Consider the following 16,278-nt stretch of genomic DNA (forward strand, 5'->3'; position numbering starts at 1 on the left):
CAAAATAACACCATCCAGATGTTGTGACATCAAAATTTTAATTACGCAACAAAGCCGTGGCAAGTCCTACTTATCTACAATCTGTGAATAAACTTGAAGAACCAAAAGATCTTGGGAAGATGAAAGTTATTGTTGTTGAACCTTTTACTACATGGGATCTTTATTGCAATTCTCAGTTATCAGAGGGTATCAATTACAAACCTGTTTCTCGTCGTATCTTAATCAATGATCTAAATGTTGCTAAGCAGTTTTCTATTAATGGCCTTGGAATCACATTAATCCCTCTAACAGAAGTCAAAGATGAGCTTAAATCAGGAAAATTGATCAGAGTTCTACCTAATTGGCATGGAGAAGATCGTGATGTTTATGCTATTTGGTACAGACGACAACTCCTCAGTACAAGGGCCTCAAGGCTCATAGATTACTTAAAAGACAATATCATCTTTTAAAACGTATCAAAAATTAATCGTTAAACAAAACTTTCTGAAAGCTTCAGCCACTCTTCAGTATTCATGTTGCGCCGCTCAAGAATCGTATTATGACAAGGCAGAATTTACACATTTCGACATTTCAAAAAGTGCTGTGAAAATTCAACAAACCCATCAGCTGCAACGCTTTGTGTGATATACGCTGGCTTATACTCTAACTGATCCAAATAAGGCTCAATATTGGCGACACCAACCGTGGTTTCAAGCCACTCAAACATAGACTCATCATTTAATGAATCGCCAATATATAGAGCTTGTTGGGTATGTTGATAATCCTCTTTATGTTTTAAAAAAAGTTCACTACTCACTTTTTTACTGTGATCGCCTAACCAGACATTAATATGGATAGAACTTAGTGTTGCTTTGGCCGGCTGACCATCAATGGATAATGAACGAATTTCAGTTAATAACTCATCAATAATATGCTCATCCAGTCTTGGGCGATTTTGTGCGATATCAATAGCGACATCACAAAAACGAAATGGCTGATCTTGAGCAAAACATACATCAGGATAACGCTCAACAATGAGGGTTAAATGCGCTAACAGTACACGTTGTTGTTCCTGCATTTGTTGCTGCTCTATCGAATAATAAGTTTCAAACCCCTTATTCGATTTTTTCATCCAAAATGCACCATTTTCCCCAATGACAGCAGAAAGAGGCCATAGCTTGACCATTTGGTCACACCAACCAGCACAGGCTCCTGTCACTGCAACAACTTTAATCCCAGCTTGCTGTAAATCACTTAAAGCTTGTAACGTTGCAGGAGGCAGCTTTCCATCCAATGTCAGCGTGTCATCAACATCGGTTAAGATATATTTAATCTTATTGATTTCTTGGCTCGTCAGCGCTTTTAATGGTTTTATATTTTCCATATTAACCAACTAACTTTGTATTCAATGACGTAACATTAAAAGGCTCAATACGCCTTTCTGTTTCTGAATCAAAAAAATGACAATTTTCCAGTTTCACATTAACGCCAAACGTATCCCCCATTTGAACTCGCTCATGGCCATCAACTCTCATCACTAAGAATTTCTCAGGTGCATCCATAACTTGACAATACAATAATAAATCCGCGCCAAGTGCTTCAATAATATCAACTTGCACATGAAACCAAGGTGTTTCTTCATCAACAAATAAATGCTCAGGACGTAAACCAAATTTAATCTGTTCAAAATTGACATTATTACCTTGCAGGGTTTTACGCTCACATCCTGCCAACATTAAATTACCACTTTCAATTGCACCATCAACAATATTCATCGCAGGTGAACCCATAAAAGTAGCCACGAAAGTCGATTCAGGACGATCGTAGATCTCTAAAGGGGTTGCCACTTGTTCGATATCACCTTTATTTAACACAACTAATTTGTCCGCTAATGTCATCGCTTCTACTTGATCGTGTGTGACATAAATTGACGTGGTTTTCATCGACTTTTGTAAACGCTTAATTTCGAGACGCATTTGAACTCTCAACTTGGCATCTAGGTTCGACAATGGCTCATCAAATAAAAACACTTTAGGCTGGCGCACAATCGCACGCCCCATCGCGACTCGTTGTCTTTGTCCACCCGAGAGTTCTTTAGGTTTACGATCAAGCAGATGAGATAGCTCTAACATTTCAGACGTTTTAGTTACTAATTCTTTAATTTGATCTTTTGGCATTTTTAGGTTTTTCAGACCATAAGCCATATTGTTATATACCGTCATGTGAGGATATAGAGCATAATTTTGGAACACCATTGCAATATCTCTTTCACTCGGCTCCAATAAATTCACCACATTATCGTCAATACATAACTCACCAGACGAGATTTCTTCAAGGCCCGCAATCATACGAAGTAACGTAGATTTACCACAGCCACTAGGGCCAACCAAGACCACGAACTCACCATCTTTAATAGACAGGTTAATATCCTCAATTGCTTGAAAACCATTTGGATAACATTTTTTGATATTAGAAAGCGTTAACGTTGACATTTATTTCTCCGAATCCACAAGGCCTTTAACAAAAGCTTTTTGCATACTAACAACGACAATAACCGGGGGTAACATTGCGAGTAATGTAATCGCCATAATTTTATTCCATTCAATTGCCCCATCAGCAACTGTCACCATTTGTTTAATTGCAACGACAATAGTGGTGTAACTGCTGTCGGTTGTAATAAGCAATGGCCATAAATATTGATTCCAACCATAGATAAAAGTAATCACAAATAAAGCGGCAATATTGGTTCTCGATAAAGGTAATAGAATATCGAAAAAGAATTTAACTGGGCCGGCACCATCAACCCTAGCGGCTTCAACAAGCTCTACTGGTATCGTCATAAAAAACTGACGAAACAAAAAGGTCGCGGTGGCACTTGCAATCAAAGGAATAGTTAAACCGACATAAGAGTTCAACATATTCAGATCTGCAACAATCTTAAAAGTCGGCATGATCCTCACTTCAACTGGCAACATTAAAGTGAAGAAAATCAGCCAAAAGCCCAACATTCTTCCTGGGAAGCGAAAGAATACGACGGCATAAGCTGAAATGATCGAAATGGATAATTTACCTATGGTAATGACCAAAGCCATGATCAAAGAGTTCGTGAGCATGTCGATTAAACTGACTTTCCCCACTTGGTCTTCAAATAATAATTCTTTAAACACTGAAAATCCAAGGTCACCAAACCATAATGACGTCTCAGTAGAGAGTGTTTGGTTAGAATGTGTCGTGGCAACCAAAGCAAGCCAAACAGGAAGTGCTAAGACAATCACACCTAAGATCAAAATCCCATGGCAAAACAAATTAAATAACGGGCGTTTTTCAACCATTAGTAAGCTACCTTTTTTTCAACAAACTTAAATTGGATGATGGTGAGCACACCCACTAACACCATTAAAATAACGGATTGAGCGGCAGAGGAGCCAAGATCTAATCCGACATAGCCATCTTTATACACTTTATAAACTAAGGTTGATGTGCTTTGACCTGGTCCGCCTTCGGTCATGGCATCGATCACCGCAAAGGTATCGAAAAATGCATAAGAAAAATTCACAACTAATAAGAAAAAACTTGTAGGTGAAATTAAAGGAAAACTGATCGTAAAAAAGCGCTTAATGGGACCGCTACCATCAATAGCAGCGGCTTCGTGCAATGATTTAGGCACCGACTGTAAAGCGGCTAAGAAGAACAAAAAGTTATAGCTAACCTGCTTCCAGGTCGCTGTGATGATAACCATCCACATAGCATCAGAGCTGTGAAGTTTTGGATTCCAATCAAAACCGAGCAATTGTAAACCATCGGCCACCATGCCAATACTTGGATCAAATAGAAACAGCCATAAATAACCGGCGACAACTGGAGCCACCGCATAAGGCCAAATAAGAAGTGTTCGATACGCTAATGCACCACGCACAATATGCTCAGCCATTGCAGCTAGAATCAAAGCGCTCACCAAAGCTAAAATCGCTACAGCAAGACTAAATTGCATGGTAGTAAAAAACGATTCGCTATAAAGAGTATCACCAAATAAGCGAGTGAAATTCTCTAAGCCCACAAACTCCATACTCAAACCAAAGGCATCTTCAAGCATGGTCGATTGATAGATCGCTTGACCCGCTGGCCAAATAAAAAAGACTAAAGTGATAATAAGTTGTGGCGCCATTAAAGCCATTGGCAACCATCGATTTTTGAATGTAACAGATGACATAAGCCTTCCTAAGTTACCCTTCAGTGCTAGAAAATATCACGGAAAATTCGCAATATTGTTTGAACACTAGCCCGTCGGGTAAGCACTTAATCTACAACAAAATAAGGAAGGCGAACCTTCCTTACATTAGATCAATAACTATTTTTGACTACGCTCAAAGCGTCTTAACTGGTCGTTACCACGACGAACGGCATTATCAAGTGCTTGCTGTGCTGTTTGCTTACCAGACCATACTTTCTCAAGCTCTTCATTGATGATCGAACGACCTTGTAGGTAATTACCAAAACGAATACCTTTTGAATTCGCTGTTGGCGTTGCCGTTGTCATTTGAATGATCGCAGTATCCGTGCCTGGATTTTTCTCATAGTAGCCTTGAGACTTACTCAATTCATACGCTTCAGAAGTGATCGGTAAATACCCAGTGAACTGATGCCAATCTGCTTGAACTTCAGGACTTGATAGATAACTAAAGAATTCAGCTACCCCTTTATATTCTTCCTCTGTATGCCCTTTAAGCACCCATAAAGAACCACCACCAATAATACTATTGAGTGGTTGTTTAACTAGGTCGCTGTCATAAGGAAGTTGTGATACACCAAAAGGAATCCCTTTCATATTGGCTTTAACACCAGAAAGGCTGGCTGATGATCCCATCGTCATGGCACATTCTTGATTATAAAATAAAGGTAAACTATCGGATTGGCGGCCACCGTATTTGAATATGCCTTCTTTAGACCATTTGGCCATGCGTTCGATATGTTTTACAAAAGGTGCAGTATTAAATGTAAATTCAGTATCAAAACCACCAAAGCCATTATTTTTCGTTGCCATTGGAATATTATTTCTGGCACCAAAGTTTTCGATTTGCGTCCAAGATTGCCAAGTCGTTGTAAAGCCACATTTTAATCCTGACGCTAATAACTTCTTAGAGACCACTTCCATCTCATCCCAAGTTTTTGGTGGCTCAGTCACACCCGCTTTTTTAAATAAGGCTTTGTTGTAATACAGAACAGGCGTTGAGCTATTAAATGGCATTGAAATCATACGCCCTTGCTCATCGGTATAATATGCCGTGACACTAGAGAGATAATCTGAGGAATTAAATTTTTGTTTCGTATCGTCCATCAATTGATAAACAGGATAAATCGCTTTCTTCGCCCCCATCATGGTCGCCGTACCGACTTCAAATACTTGAACAATGGCAGGTTGTTGATTGGAACGAAATGCAGCTATAGCCCCAGTCATCGTTTCTGAATAAGAACCTTTAAACACCGGCTTAATTTCATACTCATCTTGCTTAGCATTAAACTTTGCCGCAATTTCATCAATCTTAGTATTATTCGCCCCGCCCATAGCGTGCCACCACTCAATTTCAGTTTTTGCTAGAGCTTGCCCACTTAGTAATAACGACGCGGTAATCAGCCCCGCTAAAGATAACTTCTTCATCTATGCATCCCTCACTTGTATGGATAGTTAAACAACTCGTATGAACATTAAGTGAGAGTTATGACAAAAATATTTCGTTCAAATGAACCTTACAATCCACTTTCTATTTTCATTTGATGACACAAGACTGTCATAGTCATTTGAGAATATGAACAAATCACATAATTAAAAGGGACAATATATGCAGCTTACAGCACATCGTGGCGTATCTAGACTTGCACCAGAAAATACCATTGCGGCCTTCCAATTAGCCGTTGATTTTAAGGTTCCTTGGATCGAATTAGACGTACAGCTTTCAAGTGACCATACTCCAATAGTGATTCATGACTTTACCGTCAATCGTTGCACTAACGGTAGAGGTAAGGTCAAAAACTTAAGTTCAAATGAACTTAAAAAGTTAGATGCAGGAATTTGGTTTGGTGATCAATTTGAAAACGAAACGATTCCAACTTTAGAGCAAGTCTTAAACTTAGTTAAAGCGAATAACACATCACTTAATATTGAATTAAAAGTTGAAAATGACGCTGATGCGGCGCTTTTATGCGCACAAGTTGCAACCTTGATTGAAGTAAATCAAATTGATCAAGACTTATTGCTGTTTTCAAGCTTCAGTACATTAGCCTTACTTGAAATGAAGCAACGCTTGCCTACCATCCGACGTGGACAACTTTGGCGTGACCTACCTAAAGATGCTTTAAGTGTGCTTAATCAGATTGATGCTTATAGCGTACATTGTGATTATCGTTTTATAGACAAACAAAACATCGAATTTCTACATCACGAAAACTACCGTGTATTTTGTTACACCGTTAATTTCAGTGAACTTGCACAGCCCATGATCGCAGGCGGAATAGACAATATCATCACTGACTGCCCACATGATCTCAACATTCAAAAATAAACACCTTCAAATGAGAGTCTGCAGTTATGGATGTAAAGTTAACGGAACGACAACATCAAATCGTGTCATTATTGAAACAACAAAATTACTGCTCTATCGAAAAACTTTCTCGTCAGTTTTCGATCACCACACAAACCGTACGTCGAGATATAAAGGAATTATGCGACTTAGGAGTAGCCCGACGACATCATGGTGGTGTCGGGCTTCCTGTTTCATTAGAAAATTCTAGCTTTCTCAATCGACAGGTTTCTTATGCAGAAGCCAAGCAAAAATTGGCCTCCCGTGTAGTCAATGATATACCCAATGGCGCGACAATTTTCCTTGGTATAGGTACCACTATGTCAGTGATCGCTGAACATTTAAAACATCATAAAGAGTTACGGATCATCACGAATAACTTTGAAGCCGCTGCTATTTTATCTCAACATAAGCACCTTGAAACATGGATAACTGGAGGGAGATTAAGAACGAATGACCGGGATATTTTAGGGCAATGTTCAAATGAGTTTTTTAATCAGTTTTCTGCCGACATTGGCATACTAAGCTGTGCGGGAATAGGATCATTAAAAGCACCTCAATCATTATCAAGCTCCCCTCCCGAAAATCTAACGCAAGGGTGGTGTTTAGAGCACGAGCCTCAAGAAGCACATGCCAGTCGGGCAATTATAAATAATAGTAAACAAACCTGGTTAGTCGCCCATGCTCAAAAATGGAACATTGTTGCCAATACCAAGGTAGAAATGCTACAAAACTTCGACCGAGTGTTTAAAGAATAATGCCAATATTAAAAAGAGCATATATAAAACAAAAAGAATGAACTTAGGTCATATATGAAACTAAAGCTCATCGCTATCCTGCTGGAAAACGGGCTTCTGTCATTCCACCTAATAAATTGAATTGGCAATTTAACCCGAAAAAACTCAATCGTTATTGGTCAGGAGATATTACTTATATTCGGAGTGGGCAAGGCTGGCTATATCTAGCCGTTATCTTAGGCTGATGCTCTCGGTGAGTCATTAGCTGGGCTTTTTCTGATAAACCGAATAGTGAGCTAACGGCCAGAGTTCTACGTCTTGCGGTTCAAAAGCGGAAAATTAAAGGTAATGTCATTTTTCATTCAGATCAAGGTTACCAATATACTAGTGATTCTTTCCAAGAGTCACTAAAAGAAAATGGTATTAAAGGAAGTATGAGCCGTGCTGGAAATTGTTTAGATAATGCGGTTACAGAACGTTTTTTAGAAGTTTAAAATCTGAACGAGTTAATTATCGACGTTATGACACTCGGCACCAAGCCATAAGTGACATTATTGATTATATCGAGCCGTTCTATAACCAAAAAAGAAAACATTTAAGATTGGAAAATATATCGCCAGTGCAATATGAGCATAAATTACAAAAAACCGCCTAAAACAGTCTCCAATTTTAGTTGCCCCTTACAACTACCATCTTTACGATATGTGCACTCTATTTCAGAGTCTTCACTCATACCTTTTCCAATAGACTTAAATCTTTCAAGAGTTTCATCTAACTTTGGAGAAAGTTCGTTAACCTTTCGCATTCCAAGACGAATACTTTCGATGATCGTAGACTTACCGCTACCACGAGAACCGATGATCGCATTATAGAAAGGACTGAACTCTAACTCTGCTGGCTGACCATCTTCAGATCTACAAATTCTAGTTTTTAGTTTTAGCTTTCTAAGTTGCAAACTTGGCTCTGAAGGAGGTAATGAATCAAGCAGAACACAGTTCTCATGATCGAGTAGTGCACTTTTTAATCCATCAAAGTTTAACTCTGACATTTTTAACCAACAAGTGCGTAAGCCTGCATTGTCTGGGTGATGGGCATCAGAGCCTCTCAGTTTAGGCAAACCTTCAATCAAACGCTTGTGGGTACCATCCGTGATATCGGAGAGATCAAAACGAATTTCTACACCACCTGGTTTTGCTTCGAAAGCATCTGTAAGTTCAGTTTGGTTAGTCACACTTAACACACCTTTAGCTGCATCAATATGCGCCAGGACACAAACCGCATTGGCATACTGTTTGATTGAGCTAACTATACTTGCAACTCCATTTCGAAGTACCAATTAATGATTAAGCTCTCTAGGAACAGGAGCATTTCCATTGCACTGTCCAATCAAACGCTCAATATCGGCGCCTGTACTTAGTTCATCAAAGATGGCTAAAACATGCACATTCCCTGTAGCCGTTAACTCTACACCAGGAAACAGTGTGAGTGGCCTAAAATCGTCTAAGTCTCCATGACCAGCTTCGACTTTCATCTGCGACAGTTCTGTTTTTAAGCTGTCAATTCGTGAGCCAGTGTTATGGTCACTGATGACTACAGCATCTACTCCCTACCTCATGTAAGTAAACAACCAATCTCGATCGGAAAGCGCAGGATCTTGATAATCATTTGAAGCAGGAGTGTGATTATGGAAATCGAATTTATACCACTTGGAACCTACAGACATTAAATGCCCCCAAAAGTTTATAAAACAGAGTGTTACAGTAGGCACTAGTGTACCTCCTAGGCTTTCACTAGACTATGTCCATGTTTGCATTACAAAGAAATATTTGAGTATATAAGCAGGGATTGGGGGATGGACTATTGATGCTGAATTGAGGTAGACCATGTCAAATCATGCTCGTTTGTTTTGAGCTTCATTGCCATTGTTTGTACAAAATAACTTTGCCAGTCATAAGATCATCTAATAATAGCTAAAGAACAATGAAACACGTTTTGGGGCAACGTTAAGTCAATTATGAACAACTGACTTAACGGTGGACAGCGCCGAGCCTGTTATTCTTTACGGGCTCTAATTTAAATATGCTTAAATAGGCATTATTTTATGTATGAACTTAGCAAATGGAACAACGTTACCATCAATCGATGCTTGTTCTAATCCATCAAGGTAGGCTGTGCGTTCAGTAACAGGAACTACCACCCAATTATAACCACCTAGCAAAAACATAAAATTCATCAAAAATCGACTTGTCCTGCCATTTCCATCAGGGAAGGGATGAATGTAACCCAAAAAGAAATGCCCAAGCACGGCTTTAACTGCAAAATTAGGTTCATTAACAATGAGATCTTTTAAGGTTTCCATACAGTCCATAAGCTGCTCGCTCTGTGGCGGCATATGCCTCGATGTTCTGATCATGATTGGGCCCTTACGATAGCCAGCTAAATCTTGATCTTTAATGATGCCAGCACTAACACAGGGCTTAAATAACGATGTATATATCTGCGTGATACTGACATCAAGCAAATAGGTAAGATCCAAATTAGTGGCACCTTCATCATGTGCTTCTTTAATCAACCCACGTAGCGCTTGAAACGCTTCATAGTAGCCTCTTGCAGCCAGTGCGTCCTTTTGTTGCTTGTCCGTTTCAATTTGTTTGACATCCCACTTTCCGCTAGCAACACGATTTATCAGGTCTTCGGTAACAACATACCCTTCAATTGAAAGCGAGTGATAAGCATCAGAAACGTATACCTTATCCACAGAATCAAGTAAATCATCAAGTGAGCGTTGGAAAAAATCAAAAACAACACGATCTCTAAATATTGTTTCCACATCACCACGGAGCTTTTGCCAAAGTAATTTTACACGTACTGCTGCCGCTGATTCTTGGCGTTTATTACCAAGCTTAACTATTGGTACTTCAAATGGATTCTCACCTTTAAGCGGACCTAGACCAACCGCATCAATCATACTTGTTAGATTTCGAGAATCAGCTTTACGCCCCATTTCTAGGTAGGCTCCTATCAAGCGATTAGCCGATTGAACATTCTTAGTAAGAAGTAAACTACTTGCCACAGCATTAACATCAGATTGACCGAGTGCAATTTGTACGGCTAGCGGATTTGAACGATATATACTTGGTGCTAGACCTGCGAGTGCAAACTCTAACTTTAAAACCTGCACGCCATTGAGTTCCATTATTTCTGTAGGCTTTTCTGAGGTTTTAATTACCATCAAACTCATGCCATTCGGTAAAAGAATGTTTCTTGTCTTTCCTTGACTAGTAAATACAACCAATTGTCTTGGCAAAGAGTTATTTGCAGTGTGGATATCTATAGAAGCCTCGGGGTTTAGCCAGTAGTCATCATCGTATGACTCATGTAAATATTGTCCAATGAACTGCCAAATTGATTGATACCATAGAGCGAATTCTCCTGTTTTCACCACAGAGACATCTGCATCGAAGAGGTACCATCCACGAATAATTGGTTTAAGATAACCCTCGCTGACCAAAAGCGTTCGCGATGTTGGTTTAAGGTTCCGGCTATTGACGATATTTCCAGATCTTATCGTCGCCGCTTCTCTAAGTGCATCCACTAATTTTTCATTACCAGTCTTTGCCATGCCTGACCACTTCTTATAAATAGTTTCATTCGATATATAAAAACTTGTTTTTACGTAATTAAATTACTTGTTTTTACATATTTATACAAGTTATTTTTATGAATCAGTATCCTCTGAAATATTTAAAGCATCCTCTATTTCTACACCTAAATATCGAATGGTATTATCTAACTTAACGTGGCCAAGTAGTAACTGTACTGCTCGTATATTTTTGGTCTTAGCATAGATTAACGTAGCCTTGGTTCTTCTCATAGAATGAGTTCCATAACGGTATTCGTCATACCCTAATTCTCTTGCCCATCGCCGAATAATATTAGCGTAATAGCTGTAGCTCATCGGATAACCACTTTTCCTAGGACTAGGAAACAGATAATCACTTAGAGTAAGTAGCCTTTGATTTATCCAGTGAGACAATGATTGAGCGGTTCGAGAGGTAATTTCAAATTGAACATCGCGGTCAGTTTTACTCTGCCTGTAAATGACGCGTGTATGGATAACGCCACCACTGCTAATATCTCTCACTTTCATTCTAAGTAAATCACAAGAGCGTAACTTACAATCTATCGCTAGATTTAACAAAGCGAGCTCTTTAATATTTTTTTCAATTTCTAATCTTGTCCTAATTCTCCAGATATCTTCCAGTTTGAATGGTTTTTTCTGTCCTGTTGAGTGGCCTGTTTGCGTCAACATAACGCACCTCCTTAGTAACAACAAGATTGCCCTTACTAAGTTTAGTCGGTGAAAAAAATTTAATTATTAGAATAAATGCATATCTGGATTTCCCAGTAAAAAGACAATTTAGATTTCGTTTCACTGATACAGAGATGGCAACCTTTCACATGAGAAAATATATGGAAAAAGTGATCCACCGATATGTTTATAGGTTTATTCACTAAATGGCTTTGGGGGCAAAACCTAGCCAAGCTATTTACAGTGCCACCTCTCCCGACTCATTTTTCCTTTGTGGAATGCGGTTATTTCCGAATGCCAGCATGGATGCTGGCTTAGACTTCTTCCGCACATAGATGTGCCGTTGAAGCCGTTCGGAAAAATAACCACATGGAACAAAGAAACAGAAAAATGTTGGAGGCGGCCTTTTTGCCACCTTTTTTGGCTGTTGAAAAAAGGTTGGTCGCCGAAGGATTTGTGATGAAATATCAATTAGCGGTGAATGCAAATAAACAGAAAAAGTTCAGTTGTCCCCCAACCAAGATCCCCCATCTTCTTCGCTTAGGCTCATGTGAGGGATGACGGTTTCTATAAGTTATGAGAAACGACTTTAAATAATAAATGGGCATGCTCGTGACAGAAGTGATTGACCTGAGACGAGCGTGAACAGGAGGGTGTTAGCGACTTTGCTAAATTTACAAAAGATAACTTGGTTCAAATATCGAACACTCCTCCATGAAAATAAGTACATCCGTCCACAGTCAAACTGACTATGGCCGCTTTCTAGTTATTCATCATCGTCCAAGTAATCATCATTATTTGGATTATGAGCATCCGCCCAATCATCCATATCGGCATCGTTATTTGGATTATTGATATCTGACCAGATATCAAGCTCATCTTGAGACATTTCACTTGTATCTGTCATATTATTTATTCCCTTGCTGATTAGGGTTTATCTGCTTACCACGATTACCCTGATTCTGATCGTACTGACGGTTGGTTCCCTTAGTGCCTTTATTTGCGTTTGAGGTATTTGACGCATTGTCAGCAGGTGTTATTTTTTTAACCATATTCTGATTTCCTTAATTAAAACTAGACTTATGAATTTGCTTGATAGTTCGCTCAAATCCTTGCCTGGTTGTTATCGCTTTAGGGTGCAGTCCATCAGAGTTATCCTGCCAAACAAATCGAAGCCTTCTTCCTAATCTGAACCTAATAAAGATCGGGGACCTGCGAATCTTCGTCCCTCCTAGACTAAGATAAGAAACCCCCGATTTAAGTGACCTTTCAATTTCGAAAGCACGCTTAATCTGGCACTGTGGAATATAAGATTGGAATGTATCAATAAGTTGTTTTGTCGATGTCATTCTTGCTCTCCTTGATGAACTAAGAACAGAATGATTGAGTGCACTGCACTCGCAACAGCTAATTAAATAAATCGTCCAATAAATTATCGAACTCGCTCGCTTCGAGGTATTGCTGGGTTATTAGTGACTGATACTTGGATAGAACAGGATGTTCAGTTTGCAGTGAAGATGCTGCTTCATAAGCCTTTTCAAGATCGCCATTTAAGTAAAATAGCATCATGGTTTCACCATCACTCAATACAGCACTTTGAGCTAGCAGAGCTTGCATAACACTGGTGATATTACCAATCGATAATTGTGGAAGTTCATAGAATGGATTTGGGAGACGATTTTCTGACAACGAAACACTCGATTTCATTATGTTAATAAACTGCTCCAGCGCTTCAGATTGGATACTTACACCAATAATGGATTGTCGACCTGCTAAAATAACGTTTAAAAATTCGGCAGCTTCCATCCGCTTACCACTACCGGTAAAGATAGCCTTAACACGTTTGCTATCGGCAAAAAAACCTTGCAGCAACACTGCATTGTGAAACTTATTTAGGCTTTCGCGTGATATGAGCAAATGGTTTTTATCTGAACCAATCCCCATCGGCTCTTTGTTGACGATAAGAAAACTTTTACTTCGTACCAGCGGGTAAACAAGATCTTTAAATGATTTGTGCTCAGACAGTTCAACAGAAAACAACGTTCTTATCGCGTCAGGAGGTGACAATCCATCATATTTCACAAGACAACCTTAACAAGGTTGTTTCAGATGGTGGAATTTCCTCAAGAGCGTATTTCGCAATAAATTCCGCTCGCTTAAACCAATCAGATCGACAGGAATATTCACTTTCTGCGTACTGCTCTATGACACCTAAACAGTAACCAGCCCTTAAGCTTTCGGATAACGAAGTAGTTTGGGCAGCTAACAGATGCTTTTCATTTTTGGATACGTATATGTTAATTAACTCAGCACAACTATCTGTCAATGAAAGAGATTTAGCTGAAGTGATTACTGGCACTAGCAAAAGACCAAGAGCAATAATAAAGATATTTTTACGTAGCATTCTAGATATCCAATGTTGTTTTTGGGGATTGCTCCTGCGAAGTAGCATTGCTCTTGTCACTACTGTCATCTCCATTTAGAGCTTGAGAATCAATAACCTTTGTCCTTTTCTTCTTGCTGGGTACTGCTATGTATAGGCTTAAAAGAATACAAGCAAACGCAAACATCTGGCCATAGTTCTCACCATGAAGCATTGCCCAGTTTAGATATTCAGTCCCCTCTAGCAAATCAGAGAAAGCTACGATACTGGCGCCCAACCAGACGAATAGAACAAATCTGCCATACCAGATTAAAGGTATGGATAGAATATTCCACCAACGCTCACTAGTTTGACGTGTGTAGAAGATATATCGCCTTAAAAGAACTAGAGCTAAGACGGCGAACACAGCCTCGATATTTGATATGTCGGACAGGCCCTCTTGGTGTTCGAAAATATTGATAAGCTCCAACCATAAGGATGTCAGAGCCATTCCCACTAGAGTTATGAACAAACATATGTTGAGTAGTGTTGCCACTACTCTCCCTATTGCCCAATCCAATTCAAATAGCAGATGGAGAGAGCCCACCGATTTTTCAGGCTCATTGATTCCTACTTGCTGTTGCTGTTCTACGTTTGATCTATCCATGATTCAGAGAAAAAGAAGTAAATTTAATATTCCACCAGTTTAACAAGCTCATCCGATAAATGTAACGGCTTTTCTTTTACTTTCAGAAGGTTTTGACCGTTTTCAGGCAAGAACACACTGTAGAGGCTAACTGAAATTGGCTATTTTGTTGGCGGAATTATTTGACTATGTTTCGACTATAGTGACATTACTTTAATTAAGCCAAATAATGTTTTGTTGAATTTCCTAAAAATCGATTGCAACTCGTTTTTGGGGCAATAACGAGCTAGCCATAATAAATGTTCAGCATTTATCTCAATATTCTAGGATCAAAGCTCCTGTTAAAAACCCCCAACAGACAGTAGTCTAGGATTTGACTCACAGCCCATGTTATACGCCAATATATTAATTCACATATCCAGAAAAACTTACCAAGTTTTAATGAATTATTTTCAGTAAAGCCCATACATTAAAAGATATATTTGAATGATTTTGGGCATCAATGGGGCATAAGAGGGAGCGAAATAACCTAATTCCCTCCATATTCGTAGTCTTTATTCATTAATGTATGACACAAAAAAGCGCACCCGAAAGTGCGCTTCTTCAATGACTAATTACTTAGTCCAATCTAAGATAACTTTCCCTGAAAGCCCGCCACGCATAGTGTCGAAGCCCTCTTGGAAATCATCAACGCTGAAATGATGCGTGATAATTGGGGTAAGATCTAAGCCTGATTGAATGAGGCTTGCCATTTTATACCAAGTTTCGAACATTTCACGACCGTAAATGCCTTTAATCACTAAGCCTTTGAAAATCACTTTGGTCCAATCAATTGCCATGTCGGATGGCGGAATACCGAGTAGTGCAACTCGACCGCCGTGGTTCATACCTTCTAACATTGCGTTAAATGCAGAAGGTACGCCAGACATCTCAAGACCGACATCAAAACCTTCTGTCATGCCGAGTTCGCTCATTACATCTTCAAGCTTTTCATTTGCTACGTTAACCGCGCGAGTTACGCCCATTTTACGTGCAAGATCTAAGCGGTATTCATTCACATCGGTAATGACAACGTGGCGTGCACCAACGTGTTTAGCCACGGCTGCGGCCATAATACCAATTGGGCCAGCGCCTGTGATTAAAACATCTTCACCAACAAGGTCAAACGATAATGCCGTGTGAACCGCATTACCAAATGGGTCAAATATTGATGCTAAGTCGTCAGAGATCCCATCAGGAATTTTGAATGCATTAAACGCAGGGATCACCAAGTATTCAGAGAATGCACCTGTGCGGTTTACACCAACGCCAGTAGTATTACGACATAAATGCGTGCGACCACCACGACAGTTTCGGCAATGCCCACAAGTGATATGACCCTCACCAGAAACGCGATCGCCAATGGTAAAGCCTTTCACTTCTTGGCCAATACCGACCACTTCGCCGACGTATTCATGACCCACAACCATTGGGTACGGAATGGTATTTTGTGACCATTCATCCCAATTGTAGATATGCACATCAGTACCACAGATTGCGGTTTTACGAATCTTAATTAGGATGTCGTTATGCCCCATTTCAGGCATATCGACTTCATTCATCCAAATGCCTTCTTCTGGCTTTAGTTTTGATAACGCTTTAATTTTACCCATATTCTTAATGTCACC

Annotated in this window: 17 protein-coding genes and 1 pseudogene; 5 read left to right on the forward strand and 13 right to left on the reverse strand. The window is 39.4% G+C overall.

Going from position 1 to position 16,278, the window contains the following annotated elements; genetic code table 11:
* Positions 1–56 precede the first annotated feature (56 nt).
* Complete coding sequence (locus FH976_RS02855) at positions 57–449, forward strand: LysR substrate-binding domain-containing protein (RefSeq protein WP_324187404.1); 393 nt, start codon at positions 57–59, stop codon at positions 447–449.
* A 104-nt stretch (positions 450–553) separates the two neighbouring features.
* Here FH976_RS02855 and FH976_RS02860 read toward each other — a convergent pair whose 3' ends face one another.
* From FH976_RS02860 to ugpB, 5 genes are all read right to left on the reverse strand, one after another.
* Entirely contained in the window at positions 554–1,363 is an 810-nt protein-coding gene (locus FH976_RS02860) for an HAD-IIB family hydrolase (protein WP_194089413.1), read from the reverse strand.
* Position 1,364: 1 nt separating this feature from the next.
* Positions 1,365–2,471 (reverse strand): sn-glycerol-3-phosphate import ATP-binding protein UgpC, encoded by a 1,107-nt coding sequence (locus tag FH976_RS02865; protein ID WP_194089414.1) that lies wholly within the window; start codon positions 2,469–2,471, stop codon positions 1,365–1,367.
* A complete protein-coding gene (gene ugpE, locus FH976_RS02870) occupies positions 2,472–3,311 on the reverse strand; it encodes a sn-glycerol-3-phosphate ABC transporter permease UgpE (protein ID WP_194089415.1) in 840 nt (279 codons plus the stop codon). It lies immediately after the preceding gene.
* Positions 3,311–4,189 carry a sn-glycerol-3-phosphate ABC transporter permease UgpA gene (gene ugpA / locus FH976_RS02875; protein ID WP_194089416.1) on the reverse strand — a complete coding sequence of 293 codons (879 nt, stop codon included), beginning with the start codon at positions 4,187–4,189 and terminating at the stop codon, positions 3,311–3,313. The genes ugpE and ugpA overlap by 1 nt, the downstream gene beginning before the upstream one ends.
* A gap of 138 nt (positions 4,190–4,327) precedes the next feature.
* A complete protein-coding gene (gene ugpB / locus FH976_RS02880) occupies positions 4,328–5,635 on the reverse strand; it encodes a sn-glycerol-3-phosphate ABC transporter substrate-binding protein UgpB (RefSeq protein ID WP_194089417.1) in 1,308 nt (435 codons plus the stop codon).
* A gap of 181 nt (positions 5,636–5,816) precedes the next feature.
* Between ugpB and FH976_RS02885 the strand changes: the two genes are divergently transcribed.
* The 4 genes and pseudogenes from FH976_RS02885 to FH976_RS16135 form a co-directional block, all read left to right on the forward strand.
* Positions 5,817–6,536, forward strand: a complete 720-nt coding sequence (locus FH976_RS02885; RefSeq protein ID WP_194089418.1) for a glycerophosphodiester phosphodiesterase family protein — start codon at positions 5,817–5,819, stop codon at positions 6,534–6,536.
* Between the two features lie 26 nt (positions 6,537–6,562).
* Positions 6,563–7,312, forward strand: a complete 750-nt coding sequence (locus FH976_RS02890; protein ID WP_194089419.1) for a DeoR/GlpR family DNA-binding transcription regulator — start codon at positions 6,563–6,565, stop codon at positions 7,310–7,312.
* Between the two features lie 239 nt (positions 7,313–7,551).
* Entirely contained in the window at positions 7,552–7,785 is a 234-nt protein-coding gene (locus FH976_RS16130; RefSeq protein WP_194089532.1) for a DDE-type integrase/transposase/recombinase, read from the forward strand.
* A pseudogene (locus FH976_RS16135) lies at positions 7,779–7,946 on the forward strand (IS3 family transposase); the annotation flags it as partial. The gene FH976_RS16130 and the pseudogene FH976_RS16135, both read left to right, overlap by 7 nt.
* Here FH976_RS16135 and FH976_RS02905 read toward each other — a convergent pair.
* The 8 genes from FH976_RS02905 to tdh form a co-directional block, all read right to left on the reverse strand.
* Positions 7,929–8,522: an AAA family ATPase gene (locus FH976_RS02905; protein ID WP_194089420.1), complete on the reverse strand. Its 594-nt coding sequence runs from the start codon at positions 8,520–8,522 to the stop codon at positions 7,929–7,931. The pseudogene FH976_RS16135 and the gene FH976_RS02905 sit on opposite strands and share 18 nt — an antisense overlap.
* Before the next feature lie 105 nt (positions 8,523–8,627).
* Positions 8,628–8,822: a hypothetical protein gene (locus FH976_RS02910; protein ID WP_194089421.1), complete on the reverse strand. Its 195-nt coding sequence runs from the start codon at positions 8,820–8,822 to the stop codon at positions 8,628–8,630.
* Between the two features lie 552 nt (positions 8,823–9,374).
* On the reverse strand, positions 9,375–10,913 hold the full coding sequence (locus FH976_RS02915) for a Fic family protein (protein WP_194089422.1): 1,539 nt from the start codon (positions 10,911–10,913) through the stop codon (positions 9,375–9,377).
* 96 nt (positions 10,914–11,009) lie between these two features.
* Positions 11,010–11,603: a tyrosine-type recombinase/integrase gene (locus FH976_RS02920; protein ID WP_194089423.1), complete on the reverse strand. Its 594-nt coding sequence runs from the start codon at positions 11,601–11,603 to the stop codon at positions 11,010–11,012.
* Between the two features lie 766 nt (positions 11,604–12,369).
* The gene (locus FH976_RS02925) at positions 12,370–12,510 is read right to left on the reverse strand and encodes a hypothetical protein (RefSeq protein WP_194089424.1); all 141 of its coding nucleotides are present in this window, start codon (positions 12,508–12,510) and stop codon (positions 12,370–12,372) included.
* A gap of 500 nt (positions 12,511–13,010) precedes the next feature.
* Positions 13,011–13,685, reverse strand: coding sequence for a hypothetical protein (locus FH976_RS02930; protein ID WP_194089425.1), 675 nt, complete (start codon positions 13,683–13,685; stop codon positions 13,011–13,013).
* Complete coding sequence (locus tag FH976_RS02935; RefSeq protein WP_194089426.1) at positions 13,675–14,007, reverse strand: hypothetical protein; 333 nt, start codon at positions 14,005–14,007, stop codon at positions 13,675–13,677. The genes FH976_RS02930 and FH976_RS02935 overlap by 11 nt, the downstream gene beginning before the upstream one ends.
* Positions 14,008–15,225: 1,218 nt before the next feature.
* Positions 15,226–16,263 (reverse strand): L-threonine 3-dehydrogenase, encoded by a 1,038-nt coding sequence (gene tdh, locus FH976_RS02940; protein ID WP_194687985.1) that lies wholly within the window; start codon positions 16,261–16,263, stop codon positions 15,226–15,228.
* Positions 16,264–16,278 lie beyond the last annotated feature (15 nt).

This window comes from Vibrio hibernica, from assembly GCF_015223435.1.
Lineage (GTDB): Bacteria > Pseudomonadota > Gammaproteobacteria > Enterobacterales > Vibrionaceae > Vibrio > Vibrio hibernica.

Coding starts and splice junctions, on each gene's coding strand:
- FH976_RS02860 (WP_194089413.1), bottom strand. CDS start 1,363: ATGGAAAATATAAAACCATTAAAAGCGCTGACGAGCCAAGAAATCAAT.
- FH976_RS02865 (WP_194089414.1), bottom strand. CDS start 2,471: ATGTCAACGTTAACGCTTTCTAATATCAAAAAATGTTATCCAAATGGT.
- ugpE (WP_194089415.1), bottom strand. CDS start 3,311: ATGGTTGAAAAACGCCCGTTATTTAATTTGTTTTGCCATGGGATTTTG.
- ugpA (WP_194089416.1), bottom strand. CDS start 4,189: ATGTCATCTGTTACATTCAAAAATCGATGGTTGCCAATGGCTTTAATG.
- ugpB (WP_194089417.1), bottom strand. CDS start 5,635: ATGAAGAAGTTATCTTTAGCGGGGCTGATTACCGCGTCGTTATTACTA.
- FH976_RS02885 (WP_194089418.1), top strand. CDS start 5,817: ATGCAGCTTACAGCACATCGTGGCGTATCTAGACTTGCACCAGAAAAT.
- FH976_RS02890 (WP_194089419.1), top strand. CDS start 6,563: ATGGATGTAAAGTTAACGGAACGACAACATCAAATCGTGTCATTATTG.
- FH976_RS02910 (WP_194089421.1), bottom strand. CDS start 8,822: ATGAAAGTCGAAGCTGGTCATGGAGACTTAGACGATTTTAGGCCACTC.
- FH976_RS02915 (WP_194089422.1), bottom strand. CDS start 10,913: ATGGCAAAGACTGGTAATGAAAAATTAGTGGATGCACTTAGAGAAGCG.
- FH976_RS02920 (WP_194089423.1), bottom strand. CDS start 11,603: ATGTTGACGCAAACAGGCCACTCAACAGGACAGAAAAAACCATTCAAA.
- FH976_RS02925 (WP_194089424.1), bottom strand. CDS start 12,510: ATGACAGATACAAGTGAAATGTCTCAAGATGAGCTTGATATCTGGTCA.
- FH976_RS02935 (WP_194089426.1), bottom strand. CDS start 14,007: ATGCTACGTAAAAATATCTTTATTATTGCTCTTGGTCTTTTGCTAGTG.
- tdh (WP_194687985.1), bottom strand. CDS start 16,263: ATGGGTAAAATTAAAGCGTTATCAAAACTAAAGCCAGAAGAAGGCATT.